This is a genomic window from Amycolatopsis sp. NPDC028719, from assembly GCF_055565395.1.
In genome coordinates this window covers 265,321-285,675 of record NZ_JBVHUL010000002.1, presented here as the reverse complement: position 1 = coordinate 285,675, position 20,355 = coordinate 265,321, and the positions used below count along the sequence as shown (strand labels likewise).

24 protein-coding genes and 1 pseudogene are annotated in these 20,355 nt (G+C 70.4%); 9 read left to right on the top strand and 16 right to left on the bottom strand.

Annotation, left to right across the window (positions count from 1 at the left end; all coding sequences use genetic code 11):
* Nucleotides 1-68 precede the first annotated feature (68 nt).
* Complete coding sequence (locus tag ACZ4TR_RS09275) at nucleotides 69-1,076, top strand: YncE family protein (RefSeq protein ID WP_465286568.1); 1,008 nt, start codon at nucleotides 69-71, stop codon at nucleotides 1,074-1,076.
* Nucleotides 1,073-1,297: a DUF5703 family protein gene (locus tag ACZ4TR_RS09270; protein WP_364525988.1), complete on the top strand. Its 225-nt coding sequence runs from the start codon at nucleotides 1,073-1,075 to the stop codon at nucleotides 1,295-1,297. Before ACZ4TR_RS09275 ends, ACZ4TR_RS09270 begins: the two co-directional genes overlap by 4 nt.
* On the opposite strand, the gene ACZ4TR_RS09265 is transcribed toward ACZ4TR_RS09270, so the two are convergent.
* From ACZ4TR_RS09265 to ACZ4TR_RS09235, 7 genes and pseudogenes are all read right to left on the bottom strand, one after another.
* Nucleotides 1,294-2,040, bottom strand: a complete 747-nt coding sequence (locus ACZ4TR_RS09265) for an SRPBCC family protein (RefSeq protein ID WP_465286567.1) — start codon at nucleotides 2,038-2,040, stop codon at nucleotides 1,294-1,296. The genes ACZ4TR_RS09270 and ACZ4TR_RS09265 overlap by 4 nt on opposite strands.
* Nucleotides 2,030-2,629, bottom strand: coding sequence for an ArsR/SmtB family transcription factor (locus tag ACZ4TR_RS09260; RefSeq protein ID WP_465286566.1), 600 nt, complete (start codon nucleotides 2,627-2,629; stop codon nucleotides 2,030-2,032). The genes ACZ4TR_RS09265 and ACZ4TR_RS09260 overlap by 11 nt, the downstream gene beginning before the upstream one ends.
* A 31-nt stretch (nucleotides 2,630-2,660) precedes the next feature.
* On the bottom strand, nucleotides 2,661-3,554 hold the full coding sequence (locus tag ACZ4TR_RS09255; protein WP_465286564.1) for an alpha/beta fold hydrolase: 894 nt from the start codon (nucleotides 3,552-3,554) through the stop codon (nucleotides 2,661-2,663).
* Nucleotides 3,554-4,876, bottom strand: coding sequence for a M20/M25/M40 family metallo-hydrolase (locus ACZ4TR_RS09250; RefSeq protein WP_465286563.1), 1,323 nt, complete (start codon nucleotides 4,874-4,876; stop codon nucleotides 3,554-3,556). Before ACZ4TR_RS09250 ends, ACZ4TR_RS09255 begins: the two co-directional genes overlap by 1 nt.
* A 319-nt stretch (nucleotides 4,877-5,195) precedes the next feature.
* Nucleotides 5,196-5,579, bottom strand: a pseudogene (locus tag ACZ4TR_RS09245) (transposase); the annotation flags it as partial.
* 23 nt (nucleotides 5,580-5,602) lie between these two features.
* Nucleotides 5,603-5,854: a hypothetical protein gene (locus ACZ4TR_RS09240; protein WP_465286562.1), complete on the bottom strand. Its 252-nt coding sequence runs from the start codon at nucleotides 5,852-5,854 to the stop codon at nucleotides 5,603-5,605.
* A gap of 565 nt (nucleotides 5,855-6,419) precedes the next feature.
* Complete coding sequence (locus tag ACZ4TR_RS09235) at nucleotides 6,420-7,031, bottom strand: stage II sporulation protein M (protein ID WP_465286561.1); 612 nt, start codon at nucleotides 7,029-7,031, stop codon at nucleotides 6,420-6,422.
* A 135-nt stretch (nucleotides 7,032-7,166) separates the two neighbouring features.
* On the opposite strand from ACZ4TR_RS09235, the gene ACZ4TR_RS09230 reads away from it, so the two are divergent.
* Nucleotides 7,167-7,769, top strand: a complete 603-nt coding sequence (locus ACZ4TR_RS09230; protein WP_465286560.1) for a TetR/AcrR family transcriptional regulator — start codon at nucleotides 7,167-7,169, stop codon at nucleotides 7,767-7,769.
* Between the two features lie 372 nt (nucleotides 7,770-8,141).
* A complete protein-coding gene (locus ACZ4TR_RS09225; protein WP_465286559.1) occupies nucleotides 8,142-8,762 on the top strand; it encodes a TetR/AcrR family transcriptional regulator in 621 nt (206 codons plus the stop codon).
* Nucleotides 8,763-8,842: 80 nt separating this feature from the next.
* Here the strand turns inward: ACZ4TR_RS09225 and ACZ4TR_RS09220 are convergent, their stop codons facing one another.
* Genes ACZ4TR_RS09220 through ACZ4TR_RS09205 form a run of 4 tightly spaced genes read right to left on the bottom strand, consistent with a single transcriptional unit; the run spans nucleotide 8,843 to nucleotide 11,590 of the window.
* Nucleotides 8,843-9,760 carry an NADP-dependent oxidoreductase gene (locus ACZ4TR_RS09220; protein ID WP_465286558.1) on the bottom strand — a complete coding sequence of 306 codons (918 nt, stop codon included), beginning with the start codon at nucleotides 9,758-9,760 and terminating at the stop codon, nucleotides 8,843-8,845.
* A gap of 59 nt (nucleotides 9,761-9,819) precedes the next feature.
* A complete protein-coding gene (locus ACZ4TR_RS09215) occupies nucleotides 9,820-10,518 on the bottom strand; it encodes an FAD-binding oxidoreductase (protein ID WP_465286557.1) in 699 nt (232 codons plus the stop codon).
* On the bottom strand, nucleotides 10,518-11,126 hold the full coding sequence (locus tag ACZ4TR_RS09210; RefSeq protein WP_465286556.1) for a sulfite oxidase-like oxidoreductase: 609 nt from the start codon (nucleotides 11,124-11,126) through the stop codon (nucleotides 10,518-10,520). The genes ACZ4TR_RS09215 and ACZ4TR_RS09210 overlap by 1 nt, the downstream gene beginning before the upstream one ends.
* A 29-nt stretch (nucleotides 11,127-11,155) precedes the next feature.
* A complete protein-coding gene (locus ACZ4TR_RS09205; RefSeq protein ID WP_465286555.1) occupies nucleotides 11,156-11,590 on the bottom strand; it encodes a DUF5709 domain-containing protein in 435 nt (144 codons plus the stop codon).
* A 298-nt stretch (nucleotides 11,591-11,888) separates the two neighbouring features.
* Between ACZ4TR_RS09205 and msrB the strand changes: the two genes are divergently transcribed.
* Both msrB and ACZ4TR_RS09195 read left to right on the top strand, forming a co-directional pair.
* Nucleotides 11,889-12,356, top strand: coding sequence for a peptide-methionine (R)-S-oxide reductase MsrB (gene msrB, locus ACZ4TR_RS09200; protein ID WP_465286554.1), 468 nt, complete (start codon nucleotides 11,889-11,891; stop codon nucleotides 12,354-12,356).
* Nucleotides 12,357-12,408: 52 nt separating this feature from the next.
* Nucleotides 12,409-13,014 carry an MOSC domain-containing protein gene (locus ACZ4TR_RS09195; RefSeq protein ID WP_465286553.1) on the top strand — a complete coding sequence of 202 codons (606 nt, stop codon included), beginning with the start codon at nucleotides 12,409-12,411 and terminating at the stop codon, nucleotides 13,012-13,014.
* Here ACZ4TR_RS09195 and ACZ4TR_RS09190 read toward each other — a convergent pair.
* Together ACZ4TR_RS09190 and ACZ4TR_RS09185 are read right to left on the bottom strand one after the other, a co-directional pair.
* Nucleotides 13,002-13,607, bottom strand: a complete 606-nt coding sequence (locus ACZ4TR_RS09190; protein ID WP_465286552.1) for a TetR/AcrR family transcriptional regulator — start codon at nucleotides 13,605-13,607, stop codon at nucleotides 13,002-13,004. The genes ACZ4TR_RS09195 and ACZ4TR_RS09190 overlap by 13 nt on opposite strands.
* Before the next feature lie 119 nt (nucleotides 13,608-13,726).
* Nucleotides 13,727-14,317: a uracil-DNA glycosylase family protein gene (locus tag ACZ4TR_RS09185; RefSeq protein ID WP_465286551.1), complete on the bottom strand. Its 591-nt coding sequence runs from the start codon at nucleotides 14,315-14,317 to the stop codon at nucleotides 13,727-13,729.
* 117 nt (nucleotides 14,318-14,434) lie between these two features.
* Here ACZ4TR_RS09185 and mshC point away from each other — a divergent pair, with 117 nt between their 5' ends.
* The 3 genes from mshC to ACZ4TR_RS09170 all read left to right on the top strand — a co-directional run bounded on the left by mshC (nucleotide 14,435) and on the right by ACZ4TR_RS09170 (nucleotide 16,441).
* Nucleotides 14,435-15,673 carry a cysteine--1-D-myo-inosityl 2-amino-2-deoxy-alpha-D-glucopyranoside ligase gene (gene mshC / locus ACZ4TR_RS09180; RefSeq protein WP_465286550.1) on the top strand — a complete coding sequence of 413 codons (1,239 nt, stop codon included), beginning with the start codon at nucleotides 14,435-14,437 and terminating at the stop codon, nucleotides 15,671-15,673.
* Nucleotides 15,674-15,863: 190 nt separating this feature from the next.
* A complete protein-coding gene (locus ACZ4TR_RS09175; protein ID WP_465286549.1) occupies nucleotides 15,864-16,007 on the top strand; it encodes a hypothetical protein in 144 nt (47 codons plus the stop codon).
* Between the two features lie 68 nt (nucleotides 16,008-16,075).
* Nucleotides 16,076-16,441 (top strand): DUF6292 family protein, encoded by a 366-nt coding sequence (locus ACZ4TR_RS09170; RefSeq protein WP_465286548.1) that lies wholly within the window; start codon nucleotides 16,076-16,078, stop codon nucleotides 16,439-16,441.
* 8 nt (nucleotides 16,442-16,449) lie between these two features.
* Here the strand turns inward: ACZ4TR_RS09170 and ACZ4TR_RS09165 are convergent, their stop codons facing one another.
* From ACZ4TR_RS09165 to ACZ4TR_RS09155, 3 genes are all read right to left on the bottom strand, one after another.
* Nucleotides 16,450-17,079, bottom strand: coding sequence for a CGNR zinc finger domain-containing protein (locus tag ACZ4TR_RS09165; RefSeq protein WP_465286547.1), 630 nt, complete (start codon nucleotides 17,077-17,079; stop codon nucleotides 16,450-16,452).
* A gap of 335 nt (nucleotides 17,080-17,414) precedes the next feature.
* A complete protein-coding gene (gene ctaD / locus ACZ4TR_RS09160) occupies nucleotides 17,415-19,193 on the bottom strand; it encodes an aa3-type cytochrome oxidase subunit I (protein ID WP_465286546.1) in 1,779 nt (592 codons plus the stop codon).
* The gene (locus ACZ4TR_RS09155; protein WP_465286545.1) at nucleotides 19,190-20,350 is read right to left on the bottom strand and encodes an NAD(P)/FAD-dependent oxidoreductase; all 1,161 of its coding nucleotides are present in this window, start codon (nucleotides 20,348-20,350) and stop codon (nucleotides 19,190-19,192) included. The genes ctaD and ACZ4TR_RS09155 overlap by 4 nt, the downstream gene beginning before the upstream one ends.
* Nucleotides 20,351-20,355 lie beyond the last annotated feature (5 nt).

Genomic DNA, 20,355 nt, shown 5'->3' with positions numbered 1-20,355 from the left:
TGACGGCAGGACGATCGTGGAGGATGCTGGTGAAGACCGCTCGTCGAGGGACACCTGGAGGCAGCAACGTGCGTCGGTTCGCCGCCGTGTCGTGGATCGCGATCCCGCTCGCCGGTGTCCTGGTGCTCTCCGGATGCTCCTCGGCCAAGTCCGACAGCGACGACCTGCAGATCGTCGCGAACCCCGTGGCGGCGAAGCCGGCGGTCTCCCCCGCCGTGACCGTGAAGCCGGCCGGTCAGGTGCTCACCACCGGATCCGTCTCGGCCCTCGCCGTGGCCCAGGGGACGCTGGTCGTGGCGCTTGCTCAACCGCCGTCTTTGCAGCTCTACGACTTGAACGCGCTCGCGTCAGCCCCGGTGAATATGCCGTTATACGGCAAGGCGGAGAAGCTGACCGTCGCGCCGGGGCGGGTCGAGATCGCGGAGCCGGCGCAGGGTGTGGTGCAGCAGCTGACGTTGCCGGACCGGAAGCTGACGGAGACGAAGACGGGCGGGCAGCCGGCGTCGAGCATCGCCTACGGCGCTGATCGGCTGGTCGCGATGGGGGCGGCGAAGGACATCCAGCTGCTGCCGGCGAGTGGTCCCGCGCGGACGATCGGCGGGCAGCTCTACAGCGCCGACGACGTCGTCGACGCCGGGACGGGTGTCGTGGTGCTGGACCGGTTGCGCACGGCCGTGTTCTCGGTCGACGTCGCGGCCGGGAAGGTCAACGAGGGCCTGCGCGCTGGTGACGGTGCCGCCAACGCCGTGGCGGATTCCTACGGGCGGGTGCTGGTGACGGACGCGCGGGCGGGCGCGCTGATCGCGTTCTCGGCTTCGCCGCTCATCATGCGGCAGCGTTATCCGGTGCCGGGTGGCGTGTACGGGATCGCCTACGACGCGAAGCGGAGCCTGGCGTGGGTGACGCTGACCGGGCGCAACGAGGTGGTCGGGTTCGACGTCCGCGGCGGCGAGCCCGTCGAGAAGTACCGGTTCCCCACCGTGCGCCAGCCGGACTCGGTCGGGGTGGACGACCAGAGCGGCCGGGTGATCGTCGGCTCGGCCGCCGGAGAAGGGACCCAGGTGATCCAGCCATGACGACGGTCAGCGAGGCGGTGGTCGAAGGGGATTGGGAGTACCGCCGTCTGCACCTCCCCCCGGGTGTGTCCCGGCGTGCGGCGGCGATCCAGCTCTCCATCCACGCGGAGTTCGCGGGCTGGGAACTGCGGAACGTGCGGCTTTACGCCGACGGCACGCGCCGGGTCTGGCTGCGCCGCAAGAAGACGGCGGAGAGCCTCTCCGGCGGGCTGCCGACCTAGCCGAACACCCGGTTCAGCCAGCCGTTCCAGGTCTTCTCCTCGGTCTCGGCGTCCGCGCCGGGCGTGAAGACGTGGTGGGAAGCGACCATCGGGCCGTGGAAGCCGCGCAGGAACCGGATCATGGCGTCGGGCGTGCGGATCCCGGCGGTCTGGTCGTTGGCCGCGTAGACGACGCCGTCCTGGGGCACTCTTCCCTCCAGCTCCAGCCGCACCCGGTCGCCTTCCGCGGGCCGGCCGGACAGCCCGAGGGCCGTGCCGAGCCGGGTCCACGCGGCGGGCCAGTCCCCCACCGGCGGGCCGAACGCCGTGACCGGAACCGCCGTGCGCCCGGCGAAGTGCGTGACGTACTCGACCAGGGTGCGGAAGAACATCGCGCCGCCGGCCGTCATCGCCTCGTACTCGTCTTCCCAGTCGTCGCCCGGCAGGAAGCCGCTGGTGACGCACCGGATCACCGAACTGCCGCCTTCGCGGCCCTCGATGAGGAACTCATAGGCGATCTTCCGTCCGTCCGGCGCCGGGTCGCTGCCGTAGACGAGCTTCTCGAGCGGCTCCCATTCGCGGATCCGGTACTCCGGCCGGTAGCCCCCGAACGCGCCGCGGACGACACCGCCCGTGCCGTCTTCGACTTCGTTGCGGCCCATGAACCACGAGTCGATGCCCGGCCCGGTCGCGATGGCTTCCCACAGCTGTTCGGGGGTGGCGTCGACTTCGGCGGCGTCGACCGCCTCGAACTCATGCCCCATCGTCGGTCTCCTCGGGAACGCTCGGGTGGACGGCGACGACCACCCGGTGGTCGCGGCCTTTCCCGGCCGTCTCGTCGTGGTACTTCGCGACCAGCGTGGTGATCGCCGTCGTCAGCTCCTCGGCGAACGCGGCACGGTCGGCCGGGGAGGCGAACCGGACCTCGCCGTCGAGGGCGAAGGTCGCGACCCGCTGCTTCGCCTTGGCGGCACCGGTGATCAGCAGCCCGACGTCGCGCACCAGCCGGCCCGCGACGGCGAGCAGCCAGCGGGCCGAGAGCCGGTCCGGCGACTGGGCCGGGTCGGGCTGGACGGCGGCCAGCGCGGCCGGTGAGATGACGTACGACGACGCCGTCGCCCGCATCATCCGCTCGGTGACGTTGCCCTTCCGCCGCTCCTCGACCAGCTCCACCAGGCCGTGCGCCTCGAGCGTCCGCAGGTGGTAGTTGACCTTCTGGCGCGGGAGGCCGACCCGCGCGGCCAGCATGGTGGCCGACGCCGGCTCGGCCAGTTCGGCCAGCAGCCGGGCCCGGACCGGGTCCAGCGACACCTCGGCCGCCGACGCGTCTTCGATCACCGCCACGGAGAACATCGCACCAGGATCACGCCGAACAGAGAAGTTGTCAAGAACGCTCGTCTTGTCGGTAGCTGGCGTTGACCAGGGCGACGACCCGTGGCAGCACCTGCGCCGCGGCTTCCAGCGGCACGACGTGCCCGACACCGGGCAGCACCACCGCCGTCCCGTTGCCGAGGCCGCCGACCCACTGCTCGACGTCGGACGCGCGCACGATCCGGTCCCGCTCCCCCACGATCGCCGTCACCGGCAGGCCGCTGACCTGCGTCAAGGCCGAGTCACGGGCGTAGGCGTCCAGCGCCGGGCGGAACAGCGACACCGTGTGCGGCCAGTTGCCGCGGATCATCTTCACGGTCAGCTCGACCAGGTCGGGGTCCGGGTCGTCGCCGAACAGCCACCACCGCAGGCCCGCGCTCACCGCCCGGCTCGTGTGCTCCCGGACCACGCCGAAGAGCTTCGAGCCGAGCACCGCTTCGAGGTCGCGGGCCAGTTTCCCGAGCGCGTTCGGCCAAGCCGCCGACACCTCGGTGGCCAGGGTCCCCGACGACGTCGCGAGCAGCACCAGGCCTGACACCCGCGCGGCGAACAGCTCCGGGTGCCGCTGCGACAGCGACATGACGGCCAGGCCGCCCATGTCGTGCCCGACGAGCACCACCCGGCCTTCGGGAACCTCGCGCTCGATCAGCTCGGCGAGGTCGTCGCCGAGCTGGGCCATCGTCGCGGTGCCGCGCCGCGCCCGCCCCGACCCGCCGTGGCCGCGCTGGTCGTAGGTCAGCACGGCCACCGGCCCGTCGGCCGCGTCCGGCACCAGCGGCGCGATTCGGCCCCAGCTGCGCTGGTCGAGCGCGTAGCCGTGGACGAACACCACGGTCACCGGCGCGGCCGGGTCGCCCCTGCGCACCACCTGCAGGGGCGTGCCGTCGGCGAGCGCGAACGCGGTCATCAGCTCGTGCGCAGGAACCGGTCCAGCACGCGGGTGCCGAACTTCAGCGCCTCGACCGGGACGCGCTCGTCGACGCCGTGGAAGAGCGCCGAGAAGTCCAGGTCGGCCGGCAGCTTGAGCGGCGCGAACCCGAAGTTGCGGATCCCGAGGTCCTGGAACGACTTCGCGTCGGTGCCGCCCGACAGCATGTACGGCAGGGTCCTCGCGCCGGGGTCCTCGGCCAGCACCGCGGCGGTCATGGCGTCGACGAGGGCGCCGTCGAAGGTCGTCTCGACCGGCGGGAGCTCCATCCACTCCTTCTCGATGTCCGGGCCGAGCAGCTCGTCGAGCTCGCGGTCGAACGCCTCCAGGCGGCCCGGCAGGATCCGGCAGTCCACCGCGGCTTCGGCGACCGACGGGATGACGTTCGACTTGTAGCCGGCGGTGAGCATCGTCGGGTTGGCGGTGTCGCGCAGGGTCGCGCCGATCATCCGGGAGATGTTGCCCAGCTTGGCGACCGAGCCTTCGAGGTCGTCCTCGGGGAAGTCCCAGCCGGTGATCTCGGTGACGCCGGCGAGGAACTCCTTGACGGAGTCGGTCAGGACGAGCGGGAAGCGGTGGTTCCCGAGCTTCGCGACGGCTTCGGCCAGCTTCGTCACGGCGTTGTCGCGGTGGATCATCGAGCCGTGCCCGGCGGTGCCGCGCACGCGCAGCTTCATCCAGCGGATGCCCTTTTCGGCCGTCTCGATCAGGTAGGCGCGGACGTCGTCCTTGAGCGTGATCGAGAAGCCGCCGACCTCGCTGATCGCCTCGGTGACGCCCTCGAAGAGGTCGGGGCGGTTCTCGACGAGCCACTGGGCGCCGTACTTGCCCCCGGCTTCTTCGTCGGCGAGGAAGGCGAAGACGAGGTCGCGCGGCGGCACGACGTTGTTCATCTTGTAGTGGCGGGCCAACGCGAGCGCCATCCCGCACATGTCCTTCATGTCGACCGCGCCGCGGCCCCAGACGTAGTCGTCCTGGATCGCGCCCGAGAACGGGTGGACCGACCACTCGGACGGGTCGGCGGGCACGGCGTCGAGGTGGCCGTGGATGAGCAGCCCGCCCCGCTCGCGGTCGGCGCCTTCGAGCCGCACGATGACGTTGTGCCGGTTCTTCCCACCCGACTCGACGTAGGTGATCTCGTAGCCGGCGTCGGTCAGCTTCTCCGCCACGTACTCGGCCGCGGCCCGCTCGCCGACCAGCGTGTCGGGGTCGCCGGTGTTGGTCGTGTCGATGCGGATGAGCTCGCTGGTCAGCGTGACGGCCTCGGCCGCGGCGGCTTCGATCAGGTTCGGTTCGGTCACCGGCCCTTCCTATCATCCGGATGGCCGAGTTCGCCGTGCACGCACCTGGTGAGATCGTCGTGGGTCTTCGGCGGAGACCACCGACGCGCGCCGCCCACGCATCGCCGGCAACGCGTTCCCCAGGAGGCGTCGGGGTGCCCCAGCCGGCCGTGCACGCCGACGCCAGTGAACTGGCCAGTCCAGCCGACCTGGTAGCCGCGCCGCGGCTCGCCATCCGCGCTGCGGGAACCCCGTCCACCCCGTGGCTGAGCGTTTTTACTGGTCAGGGCCGGTGAAGACCGGTTGCAACCGATCGCGAACCGGCCCAGGTCCGGCCCGGTTCGTCCACGCCGCCCAGGCGTTTCTGCCGCTCGGCCACGATCTTGGGTTCGAAGCCGGCGTCCCGGTCCCGCCGCGCGTCGATCCGGACCGGGCCGACGTCGGTGAGCACGGTCTCGGCGCGGGTGCCGTTGCGTGAGTTGCCGGTCCCGTGGCCGGCCGGGTCGTGCTCGTCATAGCCGAGGTGGTCGGTGATCTCGCCCTCGCGCGCGGACTCCAGCAGCCGCTTGGTCAGCTGCGCCAGCACCCCGCCTTCGCCGGTCAGCGCCGGCCCACTGGCCACGGCGCCGCTTACCAGCTGCTCGTCCGGGCCGTCCAGGTCGTCCAGCACGGTCGAGGGCGTCGGGTCCTCGGCGTTCTCCACGCCGGACATCATGTCGGTCATCAGGGCACTTCCGTGACCGGGAGCTACACCGCTCGTTTTACCCTCCCCACCGACGCCATGACCTCATACAACCAGCCGATTGTGGCCAGGAAATGGTTGTGTCGTTGGCGGAGTGCGCGTTCGACACCGGCCAGCACGGCGGCGATGCCGAGCAGGGAGCTGAGCCATCCCGGCAAGGAGATGGGCGAGACGAAGGCCCCGCAGCGCGCTGCGACAGGCGGCAGCCTGAAGACGACCTCGATGAGCTGCGGCACGATCAGGAGGACCGAGGTCACGAGCAGGAGGACCGAGGTGAGGCCGATTGCGCGGCTCAGCGCGGGGTATTCGCGGTCGAGGTGCGCGCGTCGCCCTTCGGCCGACGCGTGGTCCGGGATCAGCGGGCGCTCCTTTCCTCCTGCCTCGACGTAGTGGCAGCGCTTCAGCCCGAACGGAGATTCCGCGACCTCGATCGTGCCGCCGGGGGCGGGAAGACGGCGGGGAGCCGGGATTCGGCCTGATGCCGACCATCGAGGTAAAGGCCGGCTGTACCCTTGCCGTCGGTTGCGAAGAATCGCCGTCGATGATGCACGTAGACCGCCCGTCGCCGCGGCCGAGCACGAGCGAGTACAGCGATCGCGAGAAAGGCTGCCACCAGCGGAACGGCTTCAGTTCCCGTCCAGTACCGGGCACGACCGCCTCGCCGCGCGGCGTCGGCTCCGTTCACGCATGACAGCTTCTCCTCTGCCCGCCGGCGTCCCCGGTGGAATCGATCCAGTCAGCACAGGAACCGGCCAGGTGGCCGCGATCGCGTTGCGCCGCAACGCTTCGGGCGATTTGCAGCCGGTCGGGAGCGCACGGCGATCAGGACCCGAGCACCAGCGGCACGAAGAAGTAGATCTCGACAGCCTCGTACACCGCACCGAAAAAGAAGAGTGCGAGTGCCGGGAGCCAAAGCCACCCGAGCCGTGCCAGGCCACGCACGTAGCCCTGCCGGCGAGTGGGAACGTCGACGGTTGCGGGCCGGAGCCAGGACCTGCCGAGCAGGTGGACGCCGAACATCACGAGCGCGTAGGCCTGGAACTCGATGAGCAGCGTGAGGGAGTGCGGGATGAGCGTCAGCCGCGAGGTCGCGTCGACGGGGGCGAGCGTGATGCCCAGGTCGATCGTCTTGATCGCGAAGACCGCGAGCCCGGCGAAGGGAACCGCGAGCGAGGGGAGGGTGATCAGCAGCAGCGCGGTCGGAAAGACGTTGACGAGGAAGATGACCGCGCCGAACACCCATCCGTTGCCGACCACCGCGTTGACGAGCGCGCCCTGCCCGCCTCCCGCGAACGAGGCGACCCGCGAGTCGTGCAGGTCCGGGAAGAGCACCCCCAGCGCCATACCGAGTAGCAGTACTCCGTAGACGAAGACGTTGACGAGGAGATACGCCCGAAGGTCGGCGCGGATGATCCGGAAGGGCCGGCGGAGCATGGATTCACGCCCATTTCGTTCGTCGAGTAGCCGCAGGTCAACACCTCGACACAGCTTCTAATACACTGTGCTAGTGCGGTCGACGACGACAGTAGCACAGCGTGCTAGTACAGCGTGTTAGTAGAGGTGCGGACAGTGGAGCAGCAGACGGGTGCCAGTAGCCGGGACAAGGTCCTCCAGGCGGCCATGGCGATGTTCGGGGAGGACCCGGGGACGCGGCTCAGCGTGCGGGCGGTGGCGGCGCGGGCCGGCGTGAGCACCGGCTCGCTCCGGTACCACTTCCCCACGCAGCGCGCGCTGCAGGACGCTGTGCTCGCCGGCGTCTACGACGTGATGACCCCCGGCGACCGGATCCACGACCGGTCGGCGCCGGCCCGGGACCGGCTGCTCGACTGCCTGCGGCAAGTGCTGGCGCTCGCCGGGGTGGGCGACCAGGCACGAGCGGGATGGAGTGAGATCTTCAGGACCTACATCGTGCCCGAGCCGACCGACGAGAACCGCGCGGCGTATCTCGCGATCGAACGGGAAGCGCAGCGCCGTGTCGAGTACTGGCTGACCGTCCTGAGCGACGAAGGCGCACTGGCCGGGGACGACCACCGCCGGAGTGCCAGATTCCTCGTGACCGTCCTCAACGGACTTTCCATCGCGAGAGCCCTGCCGGCCGAGGAATCGATCCTGGCCGGCGAAACCGAGACGTTGCGCGCAGCCGTCGACCACGTCCTCGGTTGCCGGTCCTGACGAGCAAGACGTCGCCGTTGATGCGCCGCGCGCTTCGAACTGCGGAAGTGGCCTCGTAACCTGTGGTCGCGACCACGGAACCCTTTACCAGCACGAAAACGCGAGTGCCAGATGTCCAATGCTACGGGTTGGTCCCGCCCACTGGTGGAGTAGATGGTGAGGATCGGGTTGGGTCGCACTGCGAGCTCCCGTTGCACCCGTCGCGGAGTTTCACTGCTCGACCAGCTCCTTCTCGATGCGGTCGTGGTCCCCTCGCCGTCGCCGTCCCGGCGGCCACCGGGCACACCGGAGCCCTAAGATAAGGACCATACAGTCCATCTTTGGTCGGGGCGGATGCACCCGGTCAGGACCGGGACGACTACTGTGCAAGCCATGACGGCGGACTGGAACGCCGGGCCCCGCCCGCGTCTCGACACCTCGGAGCCGGATTCCCGTGCACGCGTCGTGGCGGCGGCGACCACCCTCCTGGTGCGCCACGGCCTCAGCTCGCTCAGTCCGGCGCGCATCCAAGCCGCCGCCCGGGTGAGCCGAGCCGAACTCGAGCGGTTGTTCCCGGACCCCGACGCGATCGTGGAAGCGATCGTGTCCACCCGGCTCGACGCCGTGTTCCGGGCTCAGCGTCCCCGCCTGGACGGCATTCAGCACCTCAGTGACCTGGAACGGTGGCTGCTCGATCCGCCCACGCCGGAAAACGCCTGCGCACTCGGTTCGCTGATCCAGCTCCTCGCCGATCGCCACGATCGGGGTCACCGCGCGCTCGCCAAGGCGTTCTCCCAGTGGCAGACATTGCTGGCCTCAGCCTTGTCGCGCCTCCGGGTCGCCGGTGAACTCGACCGCGGCACGGACCCCGAGGAACTCGCCATCGGCCTCATCGCCGCCCTGCAAGGCGGTCACCTGCTGGCGCACCTCACCCAGGACGCCGACCAATTGCGCGCGACGCTGGAGATGGCGTTCGACCAGGTTCGCCTCCACGCGACTAAATGGACTATATAGTCCATAGCAGGGGCCCGCGTCACTGCCCGAACCGTGACGCGAGCCCTGCCCTTCACTCCGGTTCCGCCGGAGACGGACCGCTACGGACGAACGCGGATGATCGTCTTGCCCTTGACCCGCTCCGCCGGGGTGAAGGCGGCGACGGCGTCGTCGAGGGCGGCAACCCTGCCGATGTTCGTCCTCAGCCGACCCTCCCGGACCCGCCGGACGATTTCACCCAGCTGAGCACGGTCGGCTTCGACCACGAAGTCGACCGCCGAACCGTCGGCGGGCCGCGCCTCCGGCGGGCCGGCGATCGTCACCAGCGTTCCCCCGGCCCGGACCAGGCCCGCGGAGCGCTTCTGGATGTCTCCGCCGAAGACGTCGAAAACCAGGTCGACTCCGCCGACCTCGTCCAGCGAGTCGTGCTCGAGGTCGACGAACTCCCGCGCTCCGAAGCCGAGCGCCGCCTGACGGTCGGCGGCGCGCCCGGTGCCGATGACGTACGCGCCCGCCTCGGTCGCGAGCTGCGCCACCATCGAACCGACCCCACCGGCCGCCCCGTGCACCAGGACGCTCTGCCCCACCTCGACGCGGCCGTGCACGAACAGCCCCTGCCACGCGGTCAGGCCTGAGATCGGCAGGCTCGCCCCGACCGTGAAGTCGACGTCACCCGGCAACGGCGCGAGGTTCCGCGCCTCGACAGCGGCGTACTCCGCCAATGTGCCGTCGCGGGTCCAGTCGGTCAGGCCGAACACCCGCTGCCCCACCGCCAACCCCCGCGTGCCGTACCCGAGCGCGCTGACCACCCCGGCCAGCTCGTGCCCGGGCACCGACGGCGTCCGGTCGCGGCCGAGCCGGTCGACCCAGGCCGAGGGCCACGTCAGCTCACCCGGGGTGAATCCCGACGCGTGCACCTCGACGAGGACGTCGTTGCCCGCCGCCTCCGGTCGCGGCCGCTCCGCCACTGTCATCCCGGCCGTTCCCGCGGCCTGGTCCGTCACCACGATCGCCTTCATCCGGCACCTCTCCGCATCCATGGGTTCTGCATCCATTGGTCACAGCCACGCCGACCGGCTCAGCCGGTCGGCCCGAACCGGCTCACGCGGATCCGCTTCGCTTCGACTCCGACGTCGGCGAGCAGACCGGTCGCCGCGTCGCAGAACCCTTGCGAGCCGCAGACGTAGACATCGCGGTCCGGCTCGGCCAGCGGCGCCAGGTCGTCGGCCGTGAGGCGGCCCACGGGCCGAGCGGCTCCCTCGAGGCCCTGGCGGGTGTGGACGACGGTGGTCTCCGGCCCGGTGATTTCGTCCGCGTAGTAAAGCTCTTCGGGTGATCGAACGGACACGATCAGCCGCATCAGGTCGGCGCGGCCCGCGCCTCGGGCCAGCCGCAGCATGGACATGAGCGGGACCACACCGGAGCCGCCGGCGACGCCCAGGATCGGCGCGGCGCCGTCCCAGGAGAAGAACCTGCCGATCGGGCCGCGAACCCGCAGGACGTCGCCGACTTCGACCACGTCGTGCAGGAACGCCGACACTTCGCCGTCCGGCAGCTTCTCGACCGTGAGCTCGATGTCCTCGCCGCCGGGCGCGCTGGCCACCGAGTAGTCGCGCTGGGCGTGGTAGCCGTCCGGGGCGGTCAGCCGGACGACGTAGAACTGGCCGGCCCGGTGCGTCCGGGGTTCGGCGAGCCGCAGCCGGAACGTCTTCGCGTGCGGGGTTTCCTCGCCGATCGCGGTCACGACGCCGGTCTGCCAGGACGAAGCCGTGGCCATCAGTCGCCCTGGTAACGCTGCTCGAGCCACGGGTCGCCGTGGTCGTGGTAGCCGTTGCGTTCCCAGAAGCCCTGCTGGTCCTCGGCCATGAACTTCAGCCCGGACACCCATTTCGCGCTCTTCCAGAAGTACAGGTGCGGCACCAGCAGCCGGGCCGGGCCGCCGTGGATGTCGTCCAGCGGTGCGCCGTTGACGTCCCACACCACCCAGGCCCGGCCGTCGACCACGTCCTCGATCGGCAGATTGGTCGTGTAGCCGGTGTGCGACCGCGCCAGGACGTAGGCCGCGTCGTCGCGCACCCCGGTGACGTCGAGCAGGGTGTCGATGGAGACGCCGTCAAACCTCATGCCGAACTTGGACCACGTCGTGACGCAGTGGATCGCGCCTTCGTACCGGTCGCCCGGGAGCGCGTGGATCTCGTCCCACGTCCAGGTGGTCGGCGTGTCGACGAGGCCGTCGACGGTGAAGGTCCACGTCGCGGTGTCGATCGACGGCGTCGCTTCGGCGTGCAGGACCGGCCAGTCGTCGCCCGCGTCGTGCTGCCCGGGTGGCAGCCGGGGGTCCTGGCCGGCGCGCCCGCGCCCGGCGAAGCCTCTGGTGATCACCATCTGTCTCTGCCTTTCTCGTGCGTCGGCGGTCATTCCGGGACGATGTGGATGGCCGCTTCTTCGGCGGACGCCGCGGCGCCGTCCAAACCCACGTCGGAGGCGAACAGGTACGGGTACACCTCGTCCGCGTCCGGGTCTTCGACCAGCCGCCCGGCTCGTGCCACGCCGACCTGGTCGTCGTACAGTTCGCCGTCCGTGTCGGACGCGTCACCGAGCCCGTCACCCCGGTCCGCGACGGCGAAGACGTCCGGCAGCTCCCGGGCGAGCCGTTTGCCGAGCTCTTCGTGGCCGGCGGCCTCTCGCGCCGTCGTGCCCCAGTCGAAGACCGCGGTGGGGTGGTCCGGCGGGGTGTAGCCCTCGTCCAGCACGTCCGCCACTCCGCGGTCCACGAGGCTGTCCTCGGGCTCCAGCAGACCGTTGTCCAGGTCGAAACCGCCGTCGTACTCGTCGGAGTCGTCACTCATGGGTTCTCGCCTTCGATCCGCCGCGTCGTTCCCGGTAACCCTAGCTTGTTTGGACTATTTAGTCCATGATAGATACGACGTGAGCTTCAGGTGGTCGTACGTCAACACGGACCATACAGTCCACTCGGACAGAGTAGAACCGCCGCGTTGTCCCAGTCCTTACGAAAGAAGAACGCACCCGCGCCGACCGGCCGTCCAGCGGAATAGCACGGGTGTGCAGCGCGTCGGTACATCTGCACGTCCAGGTGCGTTTCACCTGGTGCCCAGCTTCGCGCCGCAAGGCGGGGAAGGGAGAGCTGTGCCTCAGCAGGCCAAGTACCACAAGAATCCGGAAGCCGTGTCGCGGCTGGATCCGGAGCAGTACCGCGTGACCCAGCAGGACGGCACGGAACGTCCGTTCGCGAACGCGTACTGGGACAACCACGAGCCGGGCATCTACGTCGACGTCGTGTCCGGCGAGCCGCTGTTCGCTTCGGTCGACAAGTACGACAGCCGCTCCGGGTGGCCGAGCTTCACCAAGCCGATCGGCAAGTCGAACGTCGTCGAGCGGGAAGACTTCAGCCACGGGATGATCCGGGCGGAGGTCCGCTCGATGCACGGGGACAGCCACCTCGGCCACGTCTTCGACGACGGCCCGCTCGACAAGGGCGGAATGCGCTACTGCATCAACTCCGCGTCGTTGCGGTTCGTCCACCTCGACGACCTGGAAGACGCGGGCTACGGCGACTACCGCACCCTGTTCACGAGCGACACCGACGGCAAGTGACGTCGCCGGCGCGCGAACTCCGGTTCGCGCGCCGGCGCGTTCGAGGAGAGGCATGCAGGAACCGCCCGACACGATCTCGGCCCAGGTGGAGATCGTCGCGCTCCTGGTCTCCCCCGCGCACGCCTTCGAAGGCCGTCCCGCGAACGGCCCGCGGCCCGACCCGGAACCCGTCGAGCGCGACGAGGTGACAGTGCGCGCCGGGCTCGGGCTCGTCGGTGACCGGTACTTCAACCAGCCCGCCCACCGCCGGGCCGCCGTCACCCTCTTCGCCGCGGAGTCGCTCGACGTCCTGGCCCGGGACCTCGGCCTCCCCGCGGCGCCGGGTCCCCACCTGCCGCGGCGCAACATCGTCGTGCGCGGGTTTCCGGTCGACCAGCTGGCCGCGCCGCGGGGCGGGACCGGGGCGGTCTTCGGCCTCGACTCCGGGGCGGGCGAAGTCCGGTTCCAGGCCTACCGCCCGGCCCACCCGTGCGCCTGGATGGACGTGGTGCTGGCGCCCGGAGCGTTCCGCGGGTTGCGCGGGCACGGCGGCGTGCGGTGCACCCCTCTCGACGACGGGGTCCTGCGGGTGGGTCCCGCGACGCTCACCGTGGTGCGCTCCCCCGCGGCCCACGACCTGCCCCAGCTCCCGCCGCGGCGCGGAGCTCAGGGCTGGTAGCTGCGGATGTGGTCGATGGCCATGTCGAGCGCGATGCGCATCGGCTTGACGTCGTGCTCGGTCTGCGCGAGCAGATACCCGCCCTGCAAGGCACCCATCAGGCCGATGGCGAGCCGCTCGGGGTCGGCGTCGGGCCGCAGCTTCCCGGCGTCCCGCATCCGCCGCAGGCCGTCGGTGAGCAGACCCTGCCAGGTCTCGAAATGGCCCGCCAACGCCGACCGCGCCCGCTCGTTCTGGTCCGAAAGCTCACTCGCCAGCGAACCCAGGCGGCAACCGTAAGCGCCGTTGCGCAGCGCACTGCGTTGGACGATCGCGTCCCGCCAGCGCTCCAAGCCGCGGATCGAATTGAGCCGCCGCAGCTGCTCCCCCTGGGTGGACAGCACCTCTTCGGCCTGGAACTCGATCACGTCCTGGACCAGGGCGTCCTTGTCGGGGTAGTGGTGGTAGAGCTGCGACTTGCTGGTGCTGCTCGCCGCTCGGACGTCGTCGAGCGTGGTGGCGGCGACCCCTTTCACCGTCATCAAGTCGACAGCGGCCCGCAGGAGCCGCGCCCGGGTCGCCTCACCACGCGCCGTCCGCCGGACCGGCCTCACAGAGCTCTCCGGTTCCACCACGGCATCACATTATCGCACCGGTGCGGCTCGGCGGCCGAGCCCGGGTCGGCGGCTCTGCGGAGCGGAAGACGGACCTTCCGGACCACTTGCCGGCGCCGTCACCCGCGGCCCAGCGCGAACGCGACCCGGCCAGCCAGCGCGGGGACGACCTCCGCCTCGAACCACGTGTTCCGAGCGTGCCAGCGGTAGTTCAGCGGTGACGGGTGCACCAGCGGGAACTCGGCGGGGAGGTACTCGCCGTAGGCCCGCACGGTCTCAGTGAGGTTCGCCTTGGCCCGGCCCGCGAGGTAGAACCGCTGCGCGTATGCGCCGACGAGCACGCGGAGGGTGACGTCGGGCATCCCGGCCAGTATCCGCGGATGCCACCGCGGCGCGAAGTCCCGGCGCGGTGGGAGGTCGCCCGTCTTGCCCTTGCCGGGGAAGTAGAAGTCCATCGGCACGATGGCGAACAGTCCGGGATCGTGGAACTCGTCGTCGCGGACGCCGAGCCACGACCGCAACCGCACACCGCTGGCGTCGTCCCACGGGATCCCGCTCTCCTGGGCCCGCCACCCCGGCGCCTGGCCGATGATCGCGATCCGCGCGGACGGTGACCCGGCCCACACGGGCCGGTAGCCGAGGTCCCGGGCCCATGCGTTGGAGGGGTCCGATGTCAGCTCGTCCACGACCGTGCGCAAAACGTCTGCCAACTGCACTCCGGGCTTCGTCGTCGGGAAGGTCGGGCGCGGCTCGCCCGAGCGGAGGGGACACTACCTGAAGTGGACCATCTCGTCCATCCGGGGCGGTTCTCCCCTAGTGTCGGGGGCATGCAGACTTGGTCTTCGGTCGTCGTGCCCCGCGTTCCCGGAACCCCGCCCCCGTTGCGGCTTCACGACACCGCCACCGGCCGGCTCAGGCCGACGGCGCCGGGTCGCGAGGCGAAGATGTACGTTTGCGGCATCACGCCCTACGACGCGACCCACCTCGGGCACGCGGCGACGTACCTGGCGTTCGACCTCGTCCACCGGCTCTGGCGCGACGCCGGCCACGACGTCCACTACGTCCAGAACGTCACCGACCTCGACGAGCCCCTGCTGGAGCGCGCCGAGCGGGAGCACGAAGACTGGGAGGCGCTCGGCAGACGCGAGACCGCGCTGTTCCGCGCGGACATGGCGGCACTGCGGGTGCTGCCGCCGCGGGAGTTCGTCGGCGCCGTGGAGGCCGTTCCCGAGATCGCCGAGATGATCGGCGAGCTCCTCGCCAACGGCTCGGCCTACCGGGCCGACGACCCCGCCTACCCGGACGTCTACTTCGCCCGGTCGTCCACCGGCCGGTTCGGCGCCGAGTCGAACTACGACGAAGCGACCATGGCGAAGTTCTTCGCCGAGCGCGGCGGCGACCCGGACCGCCCGGGCAAGCGCGACCCGCTCGACGCGCTGCTGTGGCGGCTCGCCCGGCCCGGCGAGCCGTCGCGGGACTCCGGGCTCGGCGCGGGACGCCCCGGCTGGCACGTTCAGTGCAGCGCCATCGCGCTCAACCGGCTCGGCCTCGGGTTCGACGTCCAGGGCGGCGGGTCGGACCTGGTGTTCCCCCACCACGAGTACAGCGCCGCGCACGCGGAGGCCCGGACGGGCAGCCATCCGTTCGCCCGGCACTACGTCCACGCCGGGATGATCGCGCTCGACGGCGAGAAGATGTCGAAGTCGAAGGGCAACCTGGTGTTCGTGTCGCGGTTGCGGGCCGGCGGCGTGGACCCGTCGGCGATGCGGCTCGCGCTGTTCGCCGGGCACTACCGCACCGATCGGGCGTGGACCGACGAGCTGCTGCACCAAGCCCAGGAGCGGCTCGCGCGCTGGCGGGCGGCGACGTCGGCACCGGCGGGCCCGGCGGCCGAAGGCACGATCGCCACCCTGCGGGACCGTCTCGCCGACGACCTCGACACCCCGTCGGCGCTCGCCGCTGTGGATGCGTGGGTGGCGGACGCGTTGCGGCAGCGGGGAACGGATGCCGACGCTCCTGCGTTGATCCGGACCGCCGTCGACGCGCTCCTCGGGATCGCCCTGTAAACCGCTGGATAGGACCGTGCCACCCGCGGGCGACACAAGAACGAACGGTGCGCTCGTGGAGGCCGCCATCGCCCGCGCATGACCGGGGCGAGCCGCCTGCCGTTCGGCCCCGGCCGGAATCCTCGCGGCAGCGGTAAGAGGCCGCCGCCCGTGGCCACAAACCAGCGATCACTCGCAGGGAGGGGACGACGTGCTCGTGAGCTTGCCCGAAGAGCCCCTCGAGATCGCGGCTCGCACCGACCAGTACCGCTGCCGGTTCCGGATCGCCGCCTGCCCGTCGTCGCTGATCGCCGCGTGCGGTGTCCCGCTCGACAGAGCGACGTCACGCCGGTGATCTCCCTGACGAACGGGAACGATCGCGAACTCGTCCTCCACCACCGCCTTCCGGCCTATCTCGCGGCGGTGAGCGCCGCCGTCGGCGTGGGGGTGGAGTCCTGCACGGCCGACTTCGGCAACCCCGCGTCCGCGTACATCGCGCTCGACACGCGGCTGCCGCGCCATCCGGGCCGGGACGTCGCCCTGCTCTGGGACGAGCGGCACGGCTGGTCGGCCGCGGTCGAGCACGACTCCACTCAGGACTTGCTGGTGGTCGCCTACCTCGGCGGCGAACTGGTGCCCGGGCCGCAGCGGCTGGCCCGGTTCGTGGCCGCGGTGTGGCGCGGCGACGTTCCCGCCGTGCCGGTCGCCCCTGATCTCCGCGCGGGCGAAGCGGTACTGCTCGACGGGCTGCGGCGCTACCGGCCCGACGGCTGGCAGTGGCCGCGGTGACGGCGAGGTCAGCCGGGTTGCCTTTTCCGCGCGGTCCGGACACGCGCGCCGCACGAGGACGAGCACCAGGTGCGCCGCCCGCGACGGCCGAAGTCGAGGAAGTAGTTGGAGCAGCCGGGCGCCGGGCACGCACGCAGGCGCTGCCGGTCGCGGCCGCCGAAGAGCTCCACCGCCTGCCGGGCGATCTGGCCGACCGCCACGACCCCGCCCGGTACGTCGCCCTGGACGCCCAGCTCGGGTTCGGACCGCGGCCGCCACACCAACGCCGGCCAGTGGGGCGCCCCGGCGACCGCGCTGTTGAGGACGTCCAGCGCCGTGGCGCGATCTGGGACCGACGGCGGGATCTCCGGGCGCCGGTCCACCGTCAGTTCCCCCGCCAGACCGCGGACCGCGTCACGCAGCCTCCTCAAGTCGTAGGCGGCCATGCGGGCGCTCAACGGAGTCGCCGACGCCAGCCAATGCGTGAACGACGGATGCTGCTGAGGCAGCCTCGGCGCGATCTCCCGGATCCAGTCCATCGTGGACTCCGAGGTGGCCAGGACGTCGGTGACGCCGCCGGGGCCCGACCACACCGTGTTGATGAGGTCGATCGGCAGCTCCTCGCCGGTGAGCCGCGCGTGGCGCTGTGTCGTCGGCATTTCTTCACCTTCTTCGCATGAGGCGTGTGTTCCCGCGCGTAAGAAGCGCCAAAGATCAGGTGCTAACGTCCAAGACCGCGGCTCGAAACTCTCGAGGTAGGGCATGAGCGACTGGGACGCACTGAACGAGCTCCTCCGGACCGATCCGCGGGACATCGGGTGCGAACTCGCCCTCGACGCACTCCCCACCTACTCGGAAATGGCCGCCGCCGGTGCGCACCCGGAAAGGCTTTTCCCCGGGCTGGCCGCGCACCTGAAGTCGTGCCGCGCCTGTCCCCGTGATCACGAGGCCCTGGTGCGCGATCCGCGAATTCGGTGGCGATTGACCGCTCAGGTCATTGCTCGCTCGCGTTGTCCGTGGAGTGGTCACCCGGGATCACCGCTTCGGTGAGCACCTGCGACGGGGCCGCGTGACTGTTGACCTTCTGCTTCCCGAAGAAGCCGATCTCGCCCTCGTTGTGGAGGCGCTCGATCATGTGCGGGTAGTGCAGCTCGAACGCCGGCCGCTCCGAACGGATCCGGGGCAGCTCGGTGAAGTTGTGCCGCGGCGGCGGGCAGGACGTCGCCCACTCCAGCGAGTTGCCGTAGCCCCACGGGTCGTCCACCGTGACGATCTCGCCGTACCGGTAGCTCTTGAAGACGTTCCAGATGAACGGCAGCGTCGAGGCACCGAGGATGTACGCGCCGATCGTCGAGATCGTGTTCAGCGTCGTGAAGCCGTCACTGGTCAGGTAGTCCGCGTACCGGCGCGGCATGCCCTCGGCACCCAGCCAGTGCTGGACGAGGAACGTGCCGTGGAAGCCGATGAACGTGGTCCAGAAGTGCCACTTGCCGAGCTTCTCGTCCATCATCCGGCCGGTGATCTTCGGGAACCAGAAGTAGATGCCGGCGAAGGTGGCGAAGGCGATCGTGCCGTAGAGCACGTAGTGGAAGTGCGCGACGACGAAGTAGCTGTCCGACACGTGGAAGTCGATCGCCGGCGCGGCCAGCATGATGCCGGTCAGGCCGCCGAAGAGGAACGTGACGAGGAAGCCCATCGAGAAGATCATCGGCGTCTCGAAGGACAGCTGGCCCTTCCACATCGTGCCGATCCAGTTGAAGAACTTCACGCCGGTCGGGACCGCGATCAGGAAGGTCATGAAGGAGAAGAACGGCAGCAGCACGGCGCCGGTGGCGTAGAGGTGGTGCGCCCAGACGGAGAACGAGAGGGCGGCGATGGCCAGCGTCGCCCAGACCAGGCTCTTGTAGCCGAACATGGGCTTGCGGCTGAACACCGGGAAGACCTCCGACACGATCCCGAAGAACGGGAGCGCGATGATGTAGACCTCGGGATGGCCGAAGAACCAGAACAGGTGCTGCCAGAGGATCACACCTCCGTTGGCGGGGTCGAACACGTGCGCGCCCAGCCGGCGATCCGCCTCGAGCCCGAAGAACGCCGCGGTGAGGATGGGGAACGCGACGAGGATCAGGATCGACGTCACCAGGATGTTCCAGGTGAAGATGGGCATCCGGTACATCGTCATGCCGGGCGCGCGCAGCGAGACCACGGTGGTGATCATGTTGACGGCGCCGAGAATGGTGCCGAGGCCGCTGACGATCAGGCCCATGATCCACAGGTCGGTGCCGGGGCCGGGGGTGTGCGTGGCTTCGGACAGCGGCGTGTAGCCGGTCCAGCCGAACTCCGCCGCGCCACCGGGGGTGAGAAAGCCCGAGACGACGGTCAGGCTGCCGAAGAGGTAGAGCCAGTACGAAAACGCGTTCAGCCGTGGAAAAGCGACGTCGGGCGAGCCGATCTGCAGCGGCAGGATGAAGTTCGCGAAGCCGAACAGGATCGGGGTCGCGTACATCAGCAGCATGATCGTGCCGTGCATGGTGAACAGCTGGTTGTACTGCTCCTGCGAGAGGAACTGCAGGCCGGGCCGCGCGAGCTCGGTGCGGACCAGCATCGCCATCGCCCCGCCGATCATGAAGAAGGCGAAGGCCGTGACCAGGTACATCACGCCGATCTGCTTGTGGTCCGTGGTGCGCATCAGCCGCAGCAACGCCGAACCCTTCACGGAACGGCGCACCGGATAGGGCCGCGTGACGATGGGGCCGGGTGCGGTGGTCTTCATGGTTTCCTCCAGCTGGACAAGGAGTTTTCCGGCGGTTCCGCACCGTTGGCGAACGCGGTGCGGGGCTGCTGCACCGACGCCGGCGAGACGACGTCGCGGCCGAACAACCCGGCGGTCAGCCAGACCGCCAGCACGCGGACCTCGCGTTCCCAGCTGGGAATCGCCAGCACATGGTAGTCCCGGTGGAGCAGCCAGGCGAGCGGCCCTTTCAGCACGAGCCGCCGGTATTGGAAGATGCCGCGCCCGATGCCGAGCGTCGCCACCGCGCCGAGGCTGCTGTGCCGGTAGTTCTTCGGCTTTCCGCCGCGCAGGGTCGCGTCGGGGACCGACTCGAGGTCGGACCCGACCCGGAGATCGGGCCGGACGACGAGAAACCCGCGCTCGTCCACCAGCAGCTCGGTGTGCCTGCCCACGACCGGGTTCGCCGCGTTGCCCGCCGTCCACACGATCAGCTCCGAGTCGAACGTCTCGCCGGTGGAGAGCACCACTCGCCCGCCGGTCGCCGACTCGACCTGGGTGTCCAGGTGCACCTGCCCACCGCGCTTTCGCAGGAAGCGCACCACCCAGCGGCCGGGCGAACCGGTCACCTCGACCCGGTGGAACCGCAGCTCGTCGCGGTGCAGTTCGGGATAGCGCCGCAGCAGCGACGCCGCCAGCGACAACAGCTCGGCGAAGCCTTCGACGCCGGAGAAGCCGCCGCCGACGAAGGTGACGGCCGCGCGGTCGAAGGACGTGAGCAGCCGGTCGCGCATCGCGACCGCCTCCTCGACGTGCTTGAGCCCGATCGCCTGCTCCGCGATGCCGGGCACCGGGAACTTGCGGGTGACCGCGCCGGCGGTGACCACCACGAGGTCGTAGCCCAGTTCGAACGCGTCGCCGTCGGCGGGCCGGACCGTGACCACCCGGTGCTCGTGGTCGATCGCGGTGACCATCCCGGTGATGACGCGCGTGCGGTGCAGGTGGCGGCGCAGCGACACCGCGGCGTGCCAGGCCTCGACCGAGCCGGCCACCACCTCGGACAGGAACGGCGGGTAGGTCAGGTACGGCCGCGGGTCGACCACGGTGACTTCGGTCTGTCCCCGCCGCAGCTTCTTCTCGAGCTTCCAGGCGGCGTAGAAGCCCGCGTAACCGCCGCCGACGATCAAGATCCTGCGCATACTGT